Source organism: Ectothiorhodospira haloalkaliphila ATCC 51935 (genome assembly GCF_000633935.1).
GTDB lineage: Bacteria > Pseudomonadota > Gammaproteobacteria > Ectothiorhodospirales > Ectothiorhodospiraceae > Ectothiorhodospira > Ectothiorhodospira haloalkaliphila.
In genome coordinates this window covers 683,982-699,363 of record NZ_KK214998.1, presented here as the reverse complement: position 1 = coordinate 699,363, position 15,382 = coordinate 683,982, and the positions used below count along the sequence as shown (strand labels likewise).

The following is a 15,382-nucleotide window of genomic DNA, read 5'->3' as shown; positions in this document are numbered from 1 at the left end:
AACCGGGGTGGCCTTTTTTGTGGCAATCCCTGGCGCTTGAAAATGCCAATGCAGGCGATGGGGTCAGCCGCGCTGATACGTCCCCACCAGCCGATTCATGCCGATCACGGCCGGCTCGATCTTCTCCAGCAACTGCCACAGGGTGAGTCCCTCCGGCAGATCCATTTCCCGATCCAGCGCCAGCACCCAGAAGTAATACTGATGCACGCCGTGCCCCTCGGGCGGCATGGGGCCCCCATAGCCGGTACGGCCGAAATCGGTGGCGCCGCTGGTGTATTCCTCCACCCCCTCGGGCAATCGGGCCACTGATCCTGGGATGTTGTAGAGCACCCAGTGGACGAAGCCGTAGGTACCACCCGGAGAAATCAGTGGTGCATCGGGGTCGTGGCAGATGACGGCAAAGGCCTTGGTGCCCTGAGGAGCACCACTCCAGGCCAGCGCCGGCGAGACATCCTCGCCCTCCCCGGTATGCCGGCTGGGGATGGCGCCGCCCTGGGAAAAGGCGGGGCTGGTCAGTTGCATGTCGGACAGTGCAAAACCCATGGATTCCCTCCTGTTGCGTGAACCCGGCGCGAGAATGCCCCGGGCATGGCTCTTCCCCACCCGAGTCTAACAAAACTCAAAACGGGGACAGACCCCTTTTCGCCTCTTCCCTGGGTTCAGCATCCGGGCAAGGCCTCGGCGGGGTGGCATGCCTGTCCGCGGGACGCCGTGAATACCTCCCTGTAGGCTTGACCGCCGCATCCATGCGGCGAACACCCGCTCCCAGACATGCCACCCCGCCGAGGCCCGGACACTCAGGTGGCTCTTGGAAAAAAGAAAAAAGAGGCAGAAACTCCCAGTGGTTGGTGGTGATTTTTTTGTGGGAGCGGGCCTGCCCGCGAATGGGGGCCCGGGATCACCACAGGAGTCATCCCCGACATGGGCTTCGCGGCCGGGGGCCGGTCCCACGCGGGATGTTCCAGCGGGTCCGGCTTCCGTTCAGGGACTCCGTTTTGGCTGCTGGAAATAGTAGACTGACCCCATGCTGGGATTCCTGCAAGGTTTTGCCTACGGGCTGTTCATCTCCTGCCTGCCTTGGCTGATCATTGGGTTGATCGAGCCACGCATGGCCGTGCCTCTGGAGAACCCCACCCGCTGGCATGTGATGCTGCGCTACTGGCTCATCCTCCCCTTCATCGCCTTCATCCTCTGGGTCACTTCCCTGTTTGGCGGCTTTGGTCCCACCCTGGGTGGCTGGGTGGCGGGGCTGCTGGCCATCTTCGTGGCCATCCCGGCGGAGCGGTCCTGGCGTGGGTGGCTTCGGCGACGCGCCGAGCGACGTCAGGAGGCCGAGCAGGAGGCGGCGGCGCAGCGGGAGCGGGCGGCATTGGAACACAAGGCAAGGGAAGCCGGGTTGGCCATTCTGGATCCGGAGCAACCGCCGGTGGGTGCCGATGAACTGGTGCGAGCCCTGTGCGACACCAAGGGCGCTCTGCTGAAGGCGCGGCGGCCGGATCTGGCCAGCCAGGTGGATCGCATCTATACCCGCTACGCCCACGTGAACGAGGTGCTTGAGGGCAAGTTCGACGAACGTGAACTGACCTTCGAACGCTCCCTCAAGCTGGTCCGGGAAGTCTCCTGGACCGCAGTGGACAACCTGAACACCATGGCCTCGGTGGCACGCGGCGTACGAGGGGTGGACGTGAATCATGTACGGGGCCGCCTGGATCGGGAGTCCCATATGAGCGACGAGGAACGGCGCGCCCTGGAGCGACGCCTGGAACTGGTGCAGGAAACCGAAACCCGCCTGCGCGACCTGGGTGCCCGCAACGAGGCCGCCATCACCGCCCTGGACGATGCCGCCGTGGCTGTGTCCGCCGTCAACACCGACCGCCCCCGCGCCTCGGTGGCCGCCGAACAGGCCATGGAGGATCTGCGCCAATTCGTGGAAAAGGCCCACCACTACGGTCGCAAGGGTTAGTGAACCCGGGCTGCCGCATGCGTATCATGGGCATTCACGCCGCAGTCCCTAGCCGAGGCCCGAGATGAACGTCAGCCGCCATGATTCCGACCCTTTGAATCTCTCGCTGCCCACCACCGAGGAGATCGAGTCCCAGGTGAAAAAGGAGAGCGATCCGGAAACGGTGACGGATGATCCGGAACTGAATGCCCTGGCGGACCGTTTCCTCGATCAGGTGCTGGGAGGCGAACCGAAGGAAACACCAGACCATCGCCACCGTCAGGCGGTGGATGAGATGGGGCTGAATATCCAGCGCCAGGCGGCCCATCGCAGCCAGATGCTGCAGGCCCCCATCCGCAAACTGGCCCATCAGGGCGACGAGGGTGGTCCGGTGGCCAAGTCGCTGCTGGATCTGCGCGACCGGATGGTGGATCTGGATCCACGCCGACACAATCTCGGTGCCAGCGGCCTGAAACGCATGCTGTCCCGCCTGCCAGGGGTAGGCACGCCCCTGCAGCGGTACTTCCACAAGTTCGAGACGGCCCAGGAGGCGCTGGATGCCATCATCAAGGATCTGGAATCAGGCAAGGACATGCTTCACCGGGACAACCTCACCCTCAGCGACGACCAGAAATCCTTGCGCGAGAGCCTGGAGCAGCTCAAGCGACAGATCGCCCTGGGGCGCCTGATTGATCGGCGTCTCAGCGAAAAATCCCGGCAACTTCCGGAGGATGACGGTCGCAAGCGGTTTGTGGACGAAGAACTGCTCTTCCCGCTGCGCCAGCGGGTGGTGGATCTGCAGCAGCAACTGGCGGTGAGCCAGCAGGGCATCCTGTCTCTTGAGGTGGTGATCCGCAATAACCGGGAGCTGATGCGCGGCGTGGACCGGGCCATCAACGTCACCGTGTCCGCCTTGAATGTGGCCGTCACCGTGGCCATGGCCCTGGCCAACCAGCGCCTAGTACTGGACCGGGTGGAGGCCATCAACACCACCACTTCGGACATGATTGCCGGCACGGCCCACGCACTGCGCACCCAGGGGGTGGAAATCCAGAACCGGGCCGCCTCGACCATGCTGGACATGGAAAAGCTGGAGGAAGCCTTCGAGGACGTGGTGGGGGCCATCGATGAGGTATCCCGTTACCGTCAGGAGGCCCTGCCCAAGCTGGATGCGCAGATCGATCGCCTGGATGCCCTGGCCCAGCAGGGCAACGAGGCCATCGAGCGCATGGACAAGGGCGATTCCGCACGGGTGGACCAGGCCATTTGAGGTTGACCCGTGTCGGGGCAAAGGCCATGGTGCAAAGGCGTGTCCCGGTGGGAGCGGCCCTTTTCAAGATCTTTTCTCGGAGGTTGCATGATGAAACGATCGAATCACAATCGCTCGACGGCCCTGTATGTGGGCGTTGCCACGGCAGTGCTGATGGCTGGCCTGGCCGCTCCGCTCCAGGCCGATGAGCCCGTGACCCTGGCTCAGGCCGGAATGGGACAGGGGGGCATGCAGCAGCCCGGCATGGCGCCGGGGCAGCGGGGTATTGAGCAACTGGAGGCGTCCCTCGATCTCGACAATGAGCAACGGGCCCTGTGGAACGAGTTCGTCCAGCACATGGGACCTCGTCAGACCCCTGAGGATCGATCCCAGCGCCGCGAAGCCATGCAGGAGACGGATTTCCTGAGTCGCATGGAAACGCGCGTCTCGATGGCCCAAGTGCGGCTGGAAGAGGCCCGGGAGGCTCGAAATGCCGCACGGGCACTGTACCGATCCCTGGACCGCGGGCAACGGGACATCCTCGATAACTCACCCACCGCCCGGGAGTGGACGCGCTGGCAGGATCAAGACGGGACCCGGCCTCAACCCGGCATGGGCCAGCCCGGCATGGGGCAAGGCCGTGGCCTCAACCAACCCCCGGGCCAGGGTAGAGGCCTGAACCAACAGCCCCCTGGACAGGGACGCGGCCTTGAGCCACCCCCGGCTGGCGGTCTGGACCAGCCCGGCATGGGGCGATAGTCACCACCTCCAGGCTTCATCGGGCGGGCCGCCTCCACGCGGCCCGCCCGTTCCAGCGCTGCCCTGTCGGATCGCAACAGGCCCGCGTGATAACCTGAATGCCCCGTGACCTGCCCACCGGCCCCTTTGCGAGCAGCACCATGAATCAGACCGACCCAAAGAATTCGCCAGTCCACCATACCGTGCTGGCCTACCTGCTCGCCCCATGGCACCTCAAGGACATGCCCAAGGCCACGCCCGAAGAGAGGCTGGTCCGAGCAGCCTGGTGCCGGGACCACTGCGGGACCTTTGCCGGGCGCTGGATGCTCATTGCCCTGGGAGCCTGGCTGATCCAGGTCTCGCCCCTGGGTTTCTTGTTCGTGATCGCCGGCATCCCGATGCTGGCGCTGTTCTTCATGGTGGCCTTCATGACCGGCATCGCCCACCTGGTGGCGCAACTGGTCTCCCAGAAGCGGGCAGGCCCCCCTCGCATTGATCCCCCCGTGGACCGGGACGACCGCGACTGATCAGCCGCCCTGTTCCATCCGCCAGCGCTGGTAGGTGGGATAGTCCTCGTACCCCCGGGTGAGCACGTATTCCAGCACCGAACGCAGCCGGTGCAGCCGCACCACCGAATCGATGCGGATGATCTCCTCACCCGCCTCGTCAAAGAAGATCAGCGTGGGTGCGTAGAACAGGCCCAGATCCTCCGCCCAGGCGCGGGCCGTCATGGAACGGCCGTCCGGCGTGCGTACCGGCGTTTCCTCCGACCACATATCCAGTTGCACCACCTCGAACAGATCCAGCAACTCCAGCACCTGCTCGTCGCCCAGCGGCTCGGTATGCAGAATGTCGCAGGCGTGACACTCCCCCTGCTCGAAAAACACCGCCAGCGGGCGGTCGGCTGGGATGCGTGAGCGATCCAGGGCGAAGGGCTTGGGGGCAAAGAAATCCTGGTGATTCAGATCATCCGGATCGAATCTTGGCGGTGGATCCGCGCGAGCCAGATACTCGCGGAAGGTCTCGTTCTCGTAGTGACCATCGGCCACGTATTCCAGCGCGGCGCGGAAACGATAAGGTGAGTGATACCCGCGCAGACGAAACACCGGTGTGCCGTCCGGCTCATAGAAGATGAAGGCAGGCGTGAAATTCAGCCCCTTGCCCACGGCGAACTCCCGCTCCGTCATGGACTCACCCTCAAGCGTGGTCATCTCGCGGCTGCCCAGCACATCCAGCCCCACCACATTGAAATGCCGCCGCGTGTATTCAACGATGTCCGGCTCGGCAAAATTGACCTCGAACAGGGCCTCGCAATAAGGACAGTCATCCATACCCACGTACACGGCCAGGGCCCGCTTGCCCTGCTCCCGCACCCTCTCCAGATCCTCCCGCAGATCCAGCAGGGAGAGCTCGAACCAGTGGGGATGCTGCAGACCGATCAGGCGCGGCGTGTCATCAATGGGAGGCTGATCCTTCGCCACCGCCGGTGCCCCAAGGCCCAGGAACGCCACCAGGAGCCCGCAAAGCCATCCGGCCAGCGTCAATCGATGTCGCGATAAACAATGCCTCATCGTCCACTCCTTCGAATGCCCATCAGTGCGGCAAACCATCACCCTTCAATAGTCCGCGGCAAGACTCCTCACAACGCCCCACGATGACGACCCATCGAAGCCACACCAGTCTCCGGCCCCCACCCTGAAGCCAACCGAAGGAGCCGCGTGCCAAGGAGAAGGCGATACCCGCGGAATCAGCCGGCCCCCACCCCAGGATCCAGCACACTCAGCCCACCCATATAAGGCTGCAATGCCTCAGGGATATGGATGCGCCCCTCGGCATCCTGACCGTTCTCCACCACGGCGACCAAGGTGCGGCCCACCGCCAGACCCGACCCATTCAACGTATGCAGCAACTCCGGCTTGCCCGTCTCCGGGTTACGATAGCGGGCCATCATCCGCCGGGCCTGGAAATCCTCGAAATTGGAACAGGAGGAAATCTCCCGATAGGTGTTCTGCCCCGGCAGCCACACCTCCAGGTCATAGGTCTTGGCCGACGAGAAACCCAGATCCCCCGTGCATAGGGTGACCACCCGATAGGGCAGTTCCAGACGCTGCAGGATGCTCTCGGCATGCCCGGTCAACTCCTCCAGGGCACGCCAGGAATCACCCGCGGGCACCAGCTGCACCATCTCCACCTTCTCGAACTGATGCTGGCGGATCAGCCCCCGGGTGTCCTTGCCATAGGCACCCGCCTCCGAGCGGAAGCACGGCGTGTGACACACGAACCGGGCCGGCACCTGCTCGGCGGACAGGATGCTGTCCCGGGCCAGATTGGTCACCGGCACCTCGGCCGTGGGAATCAGGTAAAAGCCCGGATCATCGGCCATCCGGAACGAATCCGCCGCAAACTTGGGCAACTGCCCCGTGCCCCGCATGCTATCGGCATTCACCAGGTAAGGCACATAGACTTCCTGATAGCCATGCTCCCGGGTGTGCACGTCCAGCATGAACTGGATCAGCGCCCGGTGCAGCCGGGCCATGGCACCGCGCATCACCGCAAAGCGGCTGCCGCTGATGCGCGCCGCGCTGTCAAAATCCATCCAGCCATGGGGCGCCCCCAGGTCCACGTGATCCCGGGGCTCGAAGTCCAGCGCGCGGGGCTCACCCCAGCGACGCACCTCCTCGTTCTGATCCTCGTCATCCCCCTGGGGCACGCTCTCGTGGGGCAGGTTGGGGATGCCCATCATAAAGTCCGACAGTTCCTGCTGCAGTTCACCCAGGCGCCTTTCGCAGTCCTTGAGTTCATCTCCCAGACGCGACACCTCCGCCTTCAGGGGCTCGATGTCCTCGCCCCGCGCCTTGGCCTGACCGATGGCCTTGGAACGGGTGTTGCGCTCGTTCTGCAACTCCTGGGTACGCACCTGCAATTCCTTGCGGGCGGTCTCCATGCGATTGAAGGCATCGGTATCCAGCGCAAAGCCCCGGCGCGCCAAGCGGGCGGCGATGGTGTCCAGGTCATTTCTGAGGGTCTTGGGATCGAGCATGCGTCCGTATCCAGGATCAGGAAAAAGGTGGATGAAAACTGAGGGGATGGTAGCACAGGGTCCCTTGGCGATTGACCGCACGGGCCGGGGGTAGGACACTCCATGCAATGTCTTCGTGAGGAGGGTTTCATGTCCGCTCAACCCCAGACTCCCAAGGATCCGCTCTACCCCGATCCTCACCCTACCGTCAGCCCACAAGCGAAGGCGGATCTCATCAAGGCGCTGGAGCAGGCCCTGCAGGCGGACACCGTCCTCCACGAAGAAGAAGACCTGAGACCCTACGAGTGCGATGGCCTGTCCGCCTACCGGCGACTGCCGCTGGCGGTGATCATCCCCCACGACCTGGATCAGGCCCGGCAGGCCCTGGCCATCTGTCGGGAGCGGGGCATTCCCATCACCGCTCGCGGCGCCGGCACCGGGCTCTCCGGCGGCGCCCTGCCCTTCCCCAATGGCGTGCTCATGAGCCTGGCGCGCTTCAACGAGATCATCGATCTGGACCCGGTCAAGCGACTCGCCCGAGTTCAGCCCGGGGTGCGCAACCTGGCCATCTCCGAAGCGGCTGCACCCCACGGGCTCTACTACGCCCCCGACCCCTCCTCGCAGATCGCCTGCTCCATTGGCGGCAACGTGGCCGAGAACTCCGGCGGCGTGCATTGCCTCAAGTACGGCCTGACCGTGCACAACGTGGTGGCGGTGAAAATGCTCACCATTGAAGGCGACCTGGTCACCCTGGGGTCCGAGGCCCTGGACAGCCCGGGATATGACCTGCTGGCTCTCATCCACGGATCGGAGGGCATGCTGGGTATCATTGTCGAGGTCACGGTCCGGTTGCTGCCCAGACCCGAGCGCGCCCAGGTACTCATGGCCGCCTTCGACAACCCCCAGGTGGCTGGCGAAGCCGTGGCCGCCCTCATCGGCCAGGGAATCATCCCGGGTGGCCTGGAAATGATGGACAACGACGCCATCCGTGCAGCCGAAGACTTCGTCCATGCCGGCTATCCGGTGGACGCAGCGGCCATCCTGCTATGTGAGCTGGATGGTACCGACGCCGAAGTTTCCGAGCAGGTGCACGAGGTGCGCGAACTGCTGCTCGGGGCCGGAGCCACCGAGGTGCGCACCGCCACCGACGAGGCCGAGCGCATGCGCTTCTGGGCCGGCCGCAAGGCCGCCTTCCCTGCTGTTGGGCGTATCTCGCCGGACTACTACTGCATGGATGGCACCATCCCCCGGCGCCAGCTGGGCAAAGTGCTGGGCGGGATTGCCGACCTGTCAAAGGCCTACGGACTCAGGGTGGCCAACGTGTTTCATGCCGGGGATGGCAACCTGCACCCACTGATCCTGTTCGATGCCAACCAGCCGGGCGAACTGGAGAAAGCCGAAGAGCTGGGCGGTCAGATCCTGGAGTTGTGCGTGGAGGTGGGTGGCACCATCACTGGCGAGCACGGCGTGGGCATCGAAAAGATCAACCAGATGTGCGTGCAGTTCCAGCCTGCGGAGCTCACCCAGTTTCACGCGGTGAAGGCGGCCTTTGATCCCCAGGGCCTGCTCAATCCGGGCAAGGCGGTGCCCACCTTGCACCGCTGCGCCGAATTCGGTGCCATGCACGTGCATCGAGGGCAGCTACCCTTCCCTGACCTGCCCCGATTCTGACAAAGCACCGGGATTCGGGAGTCGACACATGACCCACATGCATGGTCCGGATTGGCCCATCATGCGCCCATACTCGCAACACCCCCCGGAAATTGTTGACACATTCGCCAAATCCTCTAAGGTCATGCCTTGACGAGATACGAACCAGGCCCTTCACGGGCTCACCATCGAAAAGGCCACCCACCAGAACGTGGCCATCACCCCCCCTGATGGGGGACACGCACAGCAGGAGCGAGTCATGGGTTACGCAGAGGTTTATAACCGCTCGGTCAATGATCCGGAGGGTTTCTGGGGTGAAGCCGCCGAAGGGATCGACTGGTACAAGCCGTATGACAAGGTGCTGGATGACAGCAAGGCGCCCTTTTACCACTGGTTCGCCGGTGGTGAACTGAACACCTGCTACAACGCGGTGGACCGGCATGTGGAGAGCGGCCGGGGCAAGCAGGCGGCCATCATCTACGACAGCCCCGTCACCCAGAACAAGCAGACCATCACCTATGCCCAGCTACAGCAGCAGGTTTCCCTGTTTGCCGGCGGCCTGGCGCGCCTGGGGGTGGAGAAGGGTGACCGGGTCATCATCTACATGCCCATGATCCCCGAGGCCCTGGTGGCCATGCTGGCCTGCGCGCGATTGGGCGCCATCCATTCCGTCGTGTTTGGCGGCTTTTCCTCCAACGAGTTGGCCACACGCATCAACGACGCCAAGCCCAAGGCGCTGGTCGCGGCTTCCTGCGGCATCGAGCCCAACCGTGTGGTGCCCTACAAGCCTCTGCTGGACAAGGCCTTCGAGATGGCCGAACACAAGCCGGACCATTGCGTGGTCCTGCAGCGCCCCCAGGGACCGGGCGAGATGACGGCGGGTCGCGACCTGGAATGGAACGAGTCCATCGACGGTGTGGAACCCCACCCCTGTGTGCCCGTCAAGGCCACCGACCCCCTCTACATCCTCTACACCTCCGGCACCACCGGCAAACCCAAGGGCGTGGTGCGGGACAATGGCGGTCACGCCGTGGCCCTGAACTGGAGCATGAAGAACATCTATGGCATGGAGCCCGGCGAAGTCTTCTGGGCCGCCTCCGATGTGGGCTGGGTGGTCGGACACTCCTATATCGTTTACGCCCCCCTGCTCTACGGCTGCACCACGGTCGTGTACGAAGGCAAGCCCGTGGGTACACCAGACCCGGGTGCCTTCTGGCGAGTGATTCAGGAGCACGAAGTCTCGGTCATGTTCACCGCTCCGACGGCGTTTCGAGCCATCAAGAAAGAGGACAGCAAGGCCGAGCACCTCAAGCGTTACGACATGAGCAAGTTCCGGGCCCTGTTCCTGGCCGGTGAACGCTGCGATCCCGACACCCTGGGCTGGGCTCAGGAGATCCTGGAGCGTCCGGTCATCGACCACTGGTGGCAAACAGAGACGGGCTGGCCCATCGCCGCCAACTTCCTGGGTATTGAACAGTTCCCCATCCGTCCCGGCACCGCCGGCAAGCCCGTGCCCGGTTACAACGTGCAAATCCTCGACGACCATGGTGCGCCCATACCTGCCGGTCAGATGGGCCGCATCATGATCAAGCTGCCGCTGCCCCCGGCCTGCCTGCCCACCCTGTGGCAGAATGACCAGCGCTTCCAGGAGGCCTATCTCAGTGCCCAGCCCGGCTACTATCTGACCGGCGACTCCGGTTACCTGGACGAGGAAGGGTTCCTGTACGTGATGGGCCGTATCGACGACACCATCAATGTGGCCGGCCATCGCCTGTCCACCGGTGCCATGGAAGAGGTGCTGGCCTCCCACCCGGCGGTGGCGGAATGTGCCGTCATCGGCGTGCAGGATACCCTCAAGGGGTCGCTACCCATGGGTCTGGTGGTCATCAAGAGCGGCGTGGAGCAGGATGAAGAGAGCCTGCGCAAGGAACTGGTGGCCCAGGTGCGCGACCAGATCGGCCCCGTGGCGGCCTTCAAGCTGGTGGCAGTGGTCAAGCGCCTGCCCAAGACCCGCTCGGGCAAGATCCTGCGGGCCATCATGCGCAAGATCGCCGATAACGAGCCCTTCCAGCCCCCGGCCACCATCGATGACCCGGCTATACTGGATGAAATTCGGGAGAACCTGACGGGCATCGGGTATGCGGAGGGAAAAAAGGGGTAACCGGCATGCCCACTGCCCTCCGCGCCCCTCTCCCCTCAGGGGAGAGGGGTTGGGGTGAGGGGTGAAGGCAAATTGTCAGCAAACCTTTCCCTTTACCCCTGCTTTCCATACTGTTAACCTAATATTGTTAACAATCCGGACCCACCCATGCCACCGTATACCGAGCAGCCAGGCGAACAGGGCGTGACCATTGCCGATCGGGTCTTCTCCCGCTTGCGCAAGGCCATCGTGGAAGGCCAGATCCCGGCCGGGAGCAAGATCAGCGAGCCGGAACTGGCCACTGAATACGGTATCAGCCGCGGTCCACTGCGGGATGCCATGGGCCGCCTCGAGGCCTGTCATCTGGTGGAACGACGCGCCAACGTGGGGGCCCGGGTGGTCTCCCTCAGCCAGGAAGACCTGCTGGAACTCTATTTGCTGCGGGAGGCCCTGGAGGGCATGGCGGCCCGGCTTGCGGCGGAGCGCATGCCCGCCACGGAAATCGACAGCCTGCGCCAGTTGCTCAAGCAGCACGAGCAACGGGCCGACGTGAAGGACGGTATCGCCTACTTTCAAAAGGAAGGCGATCTGGATTTTCATTACCGGATCATCAAGGCCAGCGGTAATGCCCGGTTGATCCAGTTTCTGTGCAACGAGCTGTACCACCTGATGCGCATGTATCGATACCAGTTCGGCATGGCCAGTTCCCGGGCGAGGATTGCCTTTCGCGAGCATCGCCACATCGTCGAGGCGATCGCCGACCGGGACCCGGAAATGGCCGAATTGATCATGCGCCGTCACATTCGCAGTTCACGGGTGAACGTGGAGATGCTGTTCGATGCTCAAGCGTCGCTGACCCGGCGTCAGGGTCAGGACCTGGGTGCCACCGGATAGCCCGCTACTGGAGCGGGTCTGCACGCATACCTTTCGTTTTTCATTCCTTTGGTTTCAGGAGTTCACATGAGCGATCCATCCACGCCCGGGGCGCGCCTGCGTGCCGCCGTACAGGAAGAGCAACCGTTGCAGGTGGTGGGCGCCATCAATGCCTATCACGCCATGATGGCCGAGCACGTGGGCTACAAGGCCCTGTACCTCTCTGGAGGCGGCGTGGCCGCCGGTTCCCTGGCCCTGCCCGATCTGGGCATCAGCACCCTGCATGATGTCCTGGAGGACGTGCGCCGCATCACCTATGTGACCGACGTGCCGCTGCTGGTGGATGCCGATACCGGATTTGGCTCCAGCGCATTCAATATCTCCCGCACAGTGAGGGAACTCATCCGCGCCGGCGCCGCCGGCTGCCACATCGAGGACCAGGTGCAGTCCAAGCGCTGCGGTCACCGCCCCGGCAAGGCCATTGTCACCCAGGAAGAGATGGTCGACCGCATCAAGGCCGCTGCCGACGCCCGCGACCAGGACTTCGTCATCATGGCCCGGACCGATGCCCTGGCCGTGGAAGGCATTGACTCGGCCATCGAGCGAGCCAAGGCCTGCGTGGAGGCCGGCGCGGACATGATTTTCCCCGAGGCCATGACCACCCTCGAACAGTATCAGCAGTTCGTGGACGCGGTGGACGTGCCCGTGCTGGCCAATATCACGGAATTTGGCAGCACCCCGCTGTTCACCACCGAACAACTCAAGAGCGTGGGCGTAGGCCTGGTGCTGTATCCGCTATCCGCCTTCCGCGCCATGAACAAGGCGGCGCTGAATGTCTACGAGACCATCCGCCGGGATGGCACGCAGGAAGCCGCCCTGCACACCATGCAGACCCGCGCCGAGCTTTACGAGCATCTGGGCTATCACGCCTACGAAGAGAAACTGGACCAGCTATACCGCAAAGGCGGCTAAGAAGACGGAGAACCGCAAAATGAGTGAAACCGAGAACAAGCCCAAGCCGAAGAAGTCCGTTGCCCTGTCGGGCACGGTCGCGGGCAATACCGCCATCTGTACCGTGGGCCGCACCGGCAACGACCTGCACTACCGTGGTTATGACATCCTGGATTTCGCCGATGAGGCGGAATTCGAGGAGATTGCCTACCTGCTGGTCCACGGCACCCTGCCCAACCGCGCCGAGCTTGAGCGCTACAAGGCCCTGCTGCGCTCCATGCGCGGCCTGCCCGCCGCGCTGCGCATCACCCTGGAGCAGATCCCGCCCTCAGCCCACCCCATGGATGTGATGCGCACCGCCGTGTCCATGCTGGGCACCCTGGAGCTGGAAAAGGAAGACATGAACGTGGCCGGCGCCCGTTTGATTGCCGACCGCCTGCTGGCTTGCCTGAGTTCGGCGCTGCTGTACTGGTACCATTTCGCCCACCACGGCCGTCGCATTGACGTGGAAACGGACGATGACAGCATGGGCGGCCACTTCCTGCACCTGATGCATGGTCGCAAGCCCCCCGAGGAGTGGGTGCGGGCAATGCACACCTCCCTGAACCTGTACGCCGAGCACGAGTTCAACGCCTCCACCTTCACCTCCCGCGTGGTCGCCGGCACCAACTCCGATATCTACTCGGCCCTGACCGGCGCCATCGGTGCCCTCCGTGGTCCCAAGCATGGCGGCGCCAACGAGGCGGCCTGCGACATCCAGCAGCGTTATCATGATGCGGATGAGGCCGAGGCAGACATCCGTGAGCGCATGGCCCGCAAGGAAATCGTGATCGGCTTTGGTCATCCCGTGTACACCATCTCCGATCCGCGTAACAAGGTGATCAAGGAAGTGGCCCGCCGTCTGTCGGAGCAGCAGGGTGACATGCGCATGTACGAAGTGGCCGAGCGTCTGGAAACGGTCATGTGGGATGCCAAGAAGATGTTCCCGAACCTGGACTGGTTCTCTGCGGTCTCCTACAACATGATGGGGATCCCCACACCGCTGTTCACCCCGATCTTCGTGATCGCCCGCACCGCCGGCTGGGCGGCCCACGTGATCGAGCAGCGCCAGGACGGCAAGATCATCCGTCCCAGCGCCAACTACATCGGCCCGGAAAACCGGGCCTGGGCGCCGATGAACCAGCGGGGTTGATGCTCTCCCCTCATCCCCGGCCCTTCTCCCCAGAGGGGAGAAGGGACACTGAAGCCCCTCTCCCCTTGGGGAGAGGGGTCGGGGTGAGGGCGCCGGCGGCCACATGACCACCCAAACCAGGGGGAATGACCGATGACCGCGAGCACCGCCGACACCAACCTTCGCCCCGAACCCGATCCGGAACTCGTCGCCATCGCCGATTACGTCTGCGGCGACCCCATCACCTCCCCTGAGGCCCTGGACACCGCACGCCACTGCCTCATGGACTCCCTGGCCTGCGCCCTGCTGGCCCTGCAATATCCCGAATGCACCAAACACCTGGGGCCCGTTGTCCCCGGCACCATCGTGCCCAACGGCACCCGCATCCCTGGCACCTCGTTCCAGCTGGACCCCATCCAGGGGGCCTTCAACGTCGGCGCCATGGTGCGCTGGCTGGACTTCAACGACACCTGGCTGGCGGCCGAGTGGGGACATCCCTCGGATAACCTGGGGGCCATCCTCGCCGTGGCCGATCACCTGAGCCGACAGGCCGTGGCCAACGGCCACCCTCCCCTCACCGTGAGCCAGGTACTCCAGGCCATGGTCAAGGCCCACGAGATCCAGGGCGTGCTGGCCCTGGAGAACAGCTTCAACCAGGTGGGGCTGGACCACGTGGTGCTGGTGAAGGTGGCCTCTGCTGCCGTCAGCGCCCATCTGCTCGGCGCCCGGCACGATCAGGTGATCGACGCCGTCTCACAGGCCTTTGTGGACGGACAAGCCCTGCGCACCTATCGCCATGCCCCCAATGCCGGCTCACGCAAGTCCTGGGCTGCAGGCGATGCCTGTGGTCGCGCCGTACGCCTGGCCATGATGGTCATGAAGGGCGAGATGGGCCTGCCCAGCGTGCTCAGTGCGCCGCGCTGGGGCTTTTATGACGTCCTCTTCAAGGGTCAGCCCTTCCGGTTCCAGCGGCCCTATGGCAGCTACGTGATGGAGCAGATCCTGTTCAAGATCAGCTTCCCGGCCGAGTTCCACGCCCAGACGGCAGTGGAGGCCGCCCTGGCGCTGCACGATGAGGTGAAAGATCGCCTGGACGAGATCGACCGGGTGGAACTCACCACCCAGGACTCGGCCATCCGCATCATCAGCAAACAAGGCCCCCTGTACAATCCGGCCGATCGGGATCACTGCCTGCAGTACATGGTGGCCATACCCCTGATCTTCGGGGAGCTGACCGCCCGTCACTACGAGGACGACGTGGCCGCTGACCCACGCATCGATGTACTGCGCGAAAAGATGCATGTGGTGGAGGATGAGCGCTATTCCCGTGAATACCACGACCCGGAAAAACGCTCCATCGCCAACGCAGTGCAGGTGTTCTTCAAGGACGGCAGTCACACCGACAAGGTGGAGGTGGAATACCCCATCGGCCACCGGCGCCGCCGCGACGAGGGCCTTCCGGAACTGGAACGCAAGTTCGAGAACGCCCTGCGTGGGCGTTTCCCCAAGGGGCAGGCCCAGGAGATCCTGGCCTTGTGCACCGATGCGAATCGCCTGAACAACACGCCAGTACATGAGTTCATGGACCGTTTCATGATCTGAACCCCGACCACCCTACCCCCAACGCCCACCTGCAAGCCCACCCACAA

13 protein-coding genes are annotated in these 15,382 nt (G+C 64.0%); 10 read left to right on the top strand and 3 right to left on the bottom strand.

Annotated features, from left to right (window positions below):
• Positions 1-63: 63 nt before the first annotated feature.
• The gene (locus ECTHA_RS0111080; RefSeq protein ID WP_025281544.1) at positions 64-543 is read right to left on the bottom strand and encodes a YbhB/YbcL family Raf kinase inhibitor-like protein; all 480 of its coding nucleotides are present in this window, start codon (positions 541-543) and stop codon (positions 64-66) included.
• Between the two features lie 481 nt (positions 544-1,024).
• On the opposite strand from ECTHA_RS0111080, the gene ECTHA_RS0111075 reads away from it, so the two are divergent.
• The 4 genes from ECTHA_RS0111075 (at position 1,025) to ECTHA_RS0111060 (ending at position 4,456) form a co-directional block, all read left to right on the top strand.
• Positions 1,025-1,963, top strand: a complete 939-nt coding sequence (locus ECTHA_RS0111075; RefSeq protein ID WP_025281543.1) for a hypothetical protein — start codon at positions 1,025-1,027, stop codon at positions 1,961-1,963.
• A 64-nt stretch (positions 1,964-2,027) separates the two neighbouring features.
• Positions 2,028-3,212 (top strand): toxic anion resistance protein, encoded by a 1,185-nt coding sequence (locus ECTHA_RS0111070; protein ID WP_025281542.1) that lies wholly within the window; start codon positions 2,028-2,030, stop codon positions 3,210-3,212.
• A gap of 87 nt (positions 3,213-3,299) precedes the next feature.
• Positions 3,300-3,950 (top strand): Spy/CpxP family protein refolding chaperone, encoded by a 651-nt coding sequence (locus ECTHA_RS0111065; protein ID WP_025281541.1) that lies wholly within the window; start codon positions 3,300-3,302, stop codon positions 3,948-3,950.
• A 140-nt stretch (positions 3,951-4,090) separates the two neighbouring features.
• Positions 4,091-4,456, top strand: coding sequence for a hypothetical protein (locus ECTHA_RS0111060; RefSeq protein WP_025281540.1), 366 nt, complete (start codon positions 4,091-4,093; stop codon positions 4,454-4,456).
• On the opposite strand, the gene ECTHA_RS0111055 is transcribed toward ECTHA_RS0111060, so the two are convergent.
• Both ECTHA_RS0111055 and serS read right to left on the bottom strand, forming a co-directional pair.
• Entirely contained in the window at positions 4,457-5,500 is a 1,044-nt protein-coding gene (locus tag ECTHA_RS0111055) for a thioredoxin family protein (protein WP_029762413.1), read from the bottom strand.
• A 176-nt stretch (positions 5,501-5,676) separates the two neighbouring features.
• A complete protein-coding gene (gene serS, locus ECTHA_RS0111050) occupies positions 5,677-6,969 on the bottom strand; it encodes a serine--tRNA ligase (protein ID WP_025281538.1) in 1,293 nt (430 codons plus the stop codon).
• A 129-nt stretch (positions 6,970-7,098) separates the two neighbouring features.
• Here serS and ECTHA_RS0111045 point away from each other — a divergent pair, with 129 nt between their 5' ends.
• The 6 genes from ECTHA_RS0111045 (at position 7,099) to ECTHA_RS0111020 (ending at position 15,335) form a co-directional block, all read left to right on the top strand.
• Entirely contained in the window at positions 7,099-8,619 is a 1,521-nt protein-coding gene (locus ECTHA_RS0111045; protein WP_025281537.1) for an FAD-linked oxidase C-terminal domain-containing protein, read from the top strand.
• Between the two features lie 190 nt (positions 8,620-8,809).
• Positions 8,810-10,759, top strand: a complete 1,950-nt coding sequence (locus tag ECTHA_RS0111040; protein ID WP_275260034.1) for a propionyl-CoA synthetase — start codon at positions 8,810-8,812, stop codon at positions 10,757-10,759.
• Positions 10,760-10,906: 147 nt separating this feature from the next.
• Positions 10,907-11,632 (top strand): GntR family transcriptional regulator, encoded by a 726-nt coding sequence (locus tag ECTHA_RS18060; protein ID WP_025281535.1) that lies wholly within the window; start codon positions 10,907-10,909, stop codon positions 11,630-11,632.
• Between the two features lie 66 nt (positions 11,633-11,698).
• Positions 11,699-12,583, top strand: coding sequence for a methylisocitrate lyase (gene prpB, locus ECTHA_RS0111030; RefSeq protein WP_025281534.1), 885 nt, complete (start codon positions 11,699-11,701; stop codon positions 12,581-12,583).
• Between the two features lie 19 nt (positions 12,584-12,602).
• The gene (gene prpC, locus ECTHA_RS0111025; RefSeq protein ID WP_025281533.1) at positions 12,603-13,754 is read left to right on the top strand and encodes a bifunctional 2-methylcitrate synthase/citrate synthase; all 1,152 of its coding nucleotides are present in this window, start codon (positions 12,603-12,605) and stop codon (positions 13,752-13,754) included.
• 132 nt (positions 13,755-13,886) lie between these two features.
• On the top strand, positions 13,887-15,335 hold the full coding sequence (locus ECTHA_RS0111020; protein WP_025281195.1) for a bifunctional 2-methylcitrate dehydratase/aconitate hydratase: 1,449 nt from the start codon (positions 13,887-13,889) through the stop codon (positions 15,333-15,335).
• The last annotated feature ends 47 nt before the right edge of the window (positions 15,336-15,382 follow it).

What these genes read in the sequence shown, in the direction of transcription:
- ECTHA_RS0111080 (WP_025281544.1), bottom strand. Translation starts at nt 543, where the DNA reads ATGGGTTTTGCACTGTCCGACATGCAACTGACCAGCCCCGCCTTTTCC.
- ECTHA_RS0111075 (WP_025281543.1), top strand. Translation starts at nt 1,025, where the DNA reads ATGCTGGGATTCCTGCAAGGTTTTGCCTACGGGCTGTTCATCTCCTGC.
- ECTHA_RS0111070 (WP_025281542.1), top strand. Translation starts at nt 2,028, where the DNA reads ATGAACGTCAGCCGCCATGATTCCGACCCTTTGAATCTCTCGCTGCCC.
- ECTHA_RS0111065 (WP_025281541.1), top strand. Translation starts at nt 3,300, where the DNA reads ATGATGAAACGATCGAATCACAATCGCTCGACGGCCCTGTATGTGGGC.
- ECTHA_RS0111060 (WP_025281540.1), top strand. Translation starts at nt 4,091, where the DNA reads ATGAATCAGACCGACCCAAAGAATTCGCCAGTCCACCATACCGTGCTG.
- ECTHA_RS0111055 (WP_029762413.1), bottom strand. Translation starts at nt 5,500, where the DNA reads ATGAGGCATTGTTTATCGCGACATCGATTGACGCTGGCCGGATGGCTT.
- serS (WP_025281538.1), bottom strand. Translation starts at nt 6,969, where the DNA reads ATGCTCGATCCCAAGACCCTCAGAAATGACCTGGACACCATCGCCGCC.
- ECTHA_RS0111045 (WP_025281537.1), top strand. Translation starts at nt 7,099, where the DNA reads ATGTCCGCTCAACCCCAGACTCCCAAGGATCCGCTCTACCCCGATCCT.
- ECTHA_RS18060 (WP_025281535.1), top strand. Translation starts at nt 10,907, where the DNA reads ATGCCACCGTATACCGAGCAGCCAGGCGAACAGGGCGTGACCATTGCC.
- prpB (WP_025281534.1), top strand. Translation starts at nt 11,699, where the DNA reads ATGAGCGATCCATCCACGCCCGGGGCGCGCCTGCGTGCCGCCGTACAG.
- prpC (WP_025281533.1), top strand. Translation starts at nt 12,603, where the DNA reads ATGAGTGAAACCGAGAACAAGCCCAAGCCGAAGAAGTCCGTTGCCCTG.
- ECTHA_RS0111020 (WP_025281195.1), top strand. Translation starts at nt 13,887, where the DNA reads ATGACCGCGAGCACCGCCGACACCAACCTTCGCCCCGAACCCGATCCG.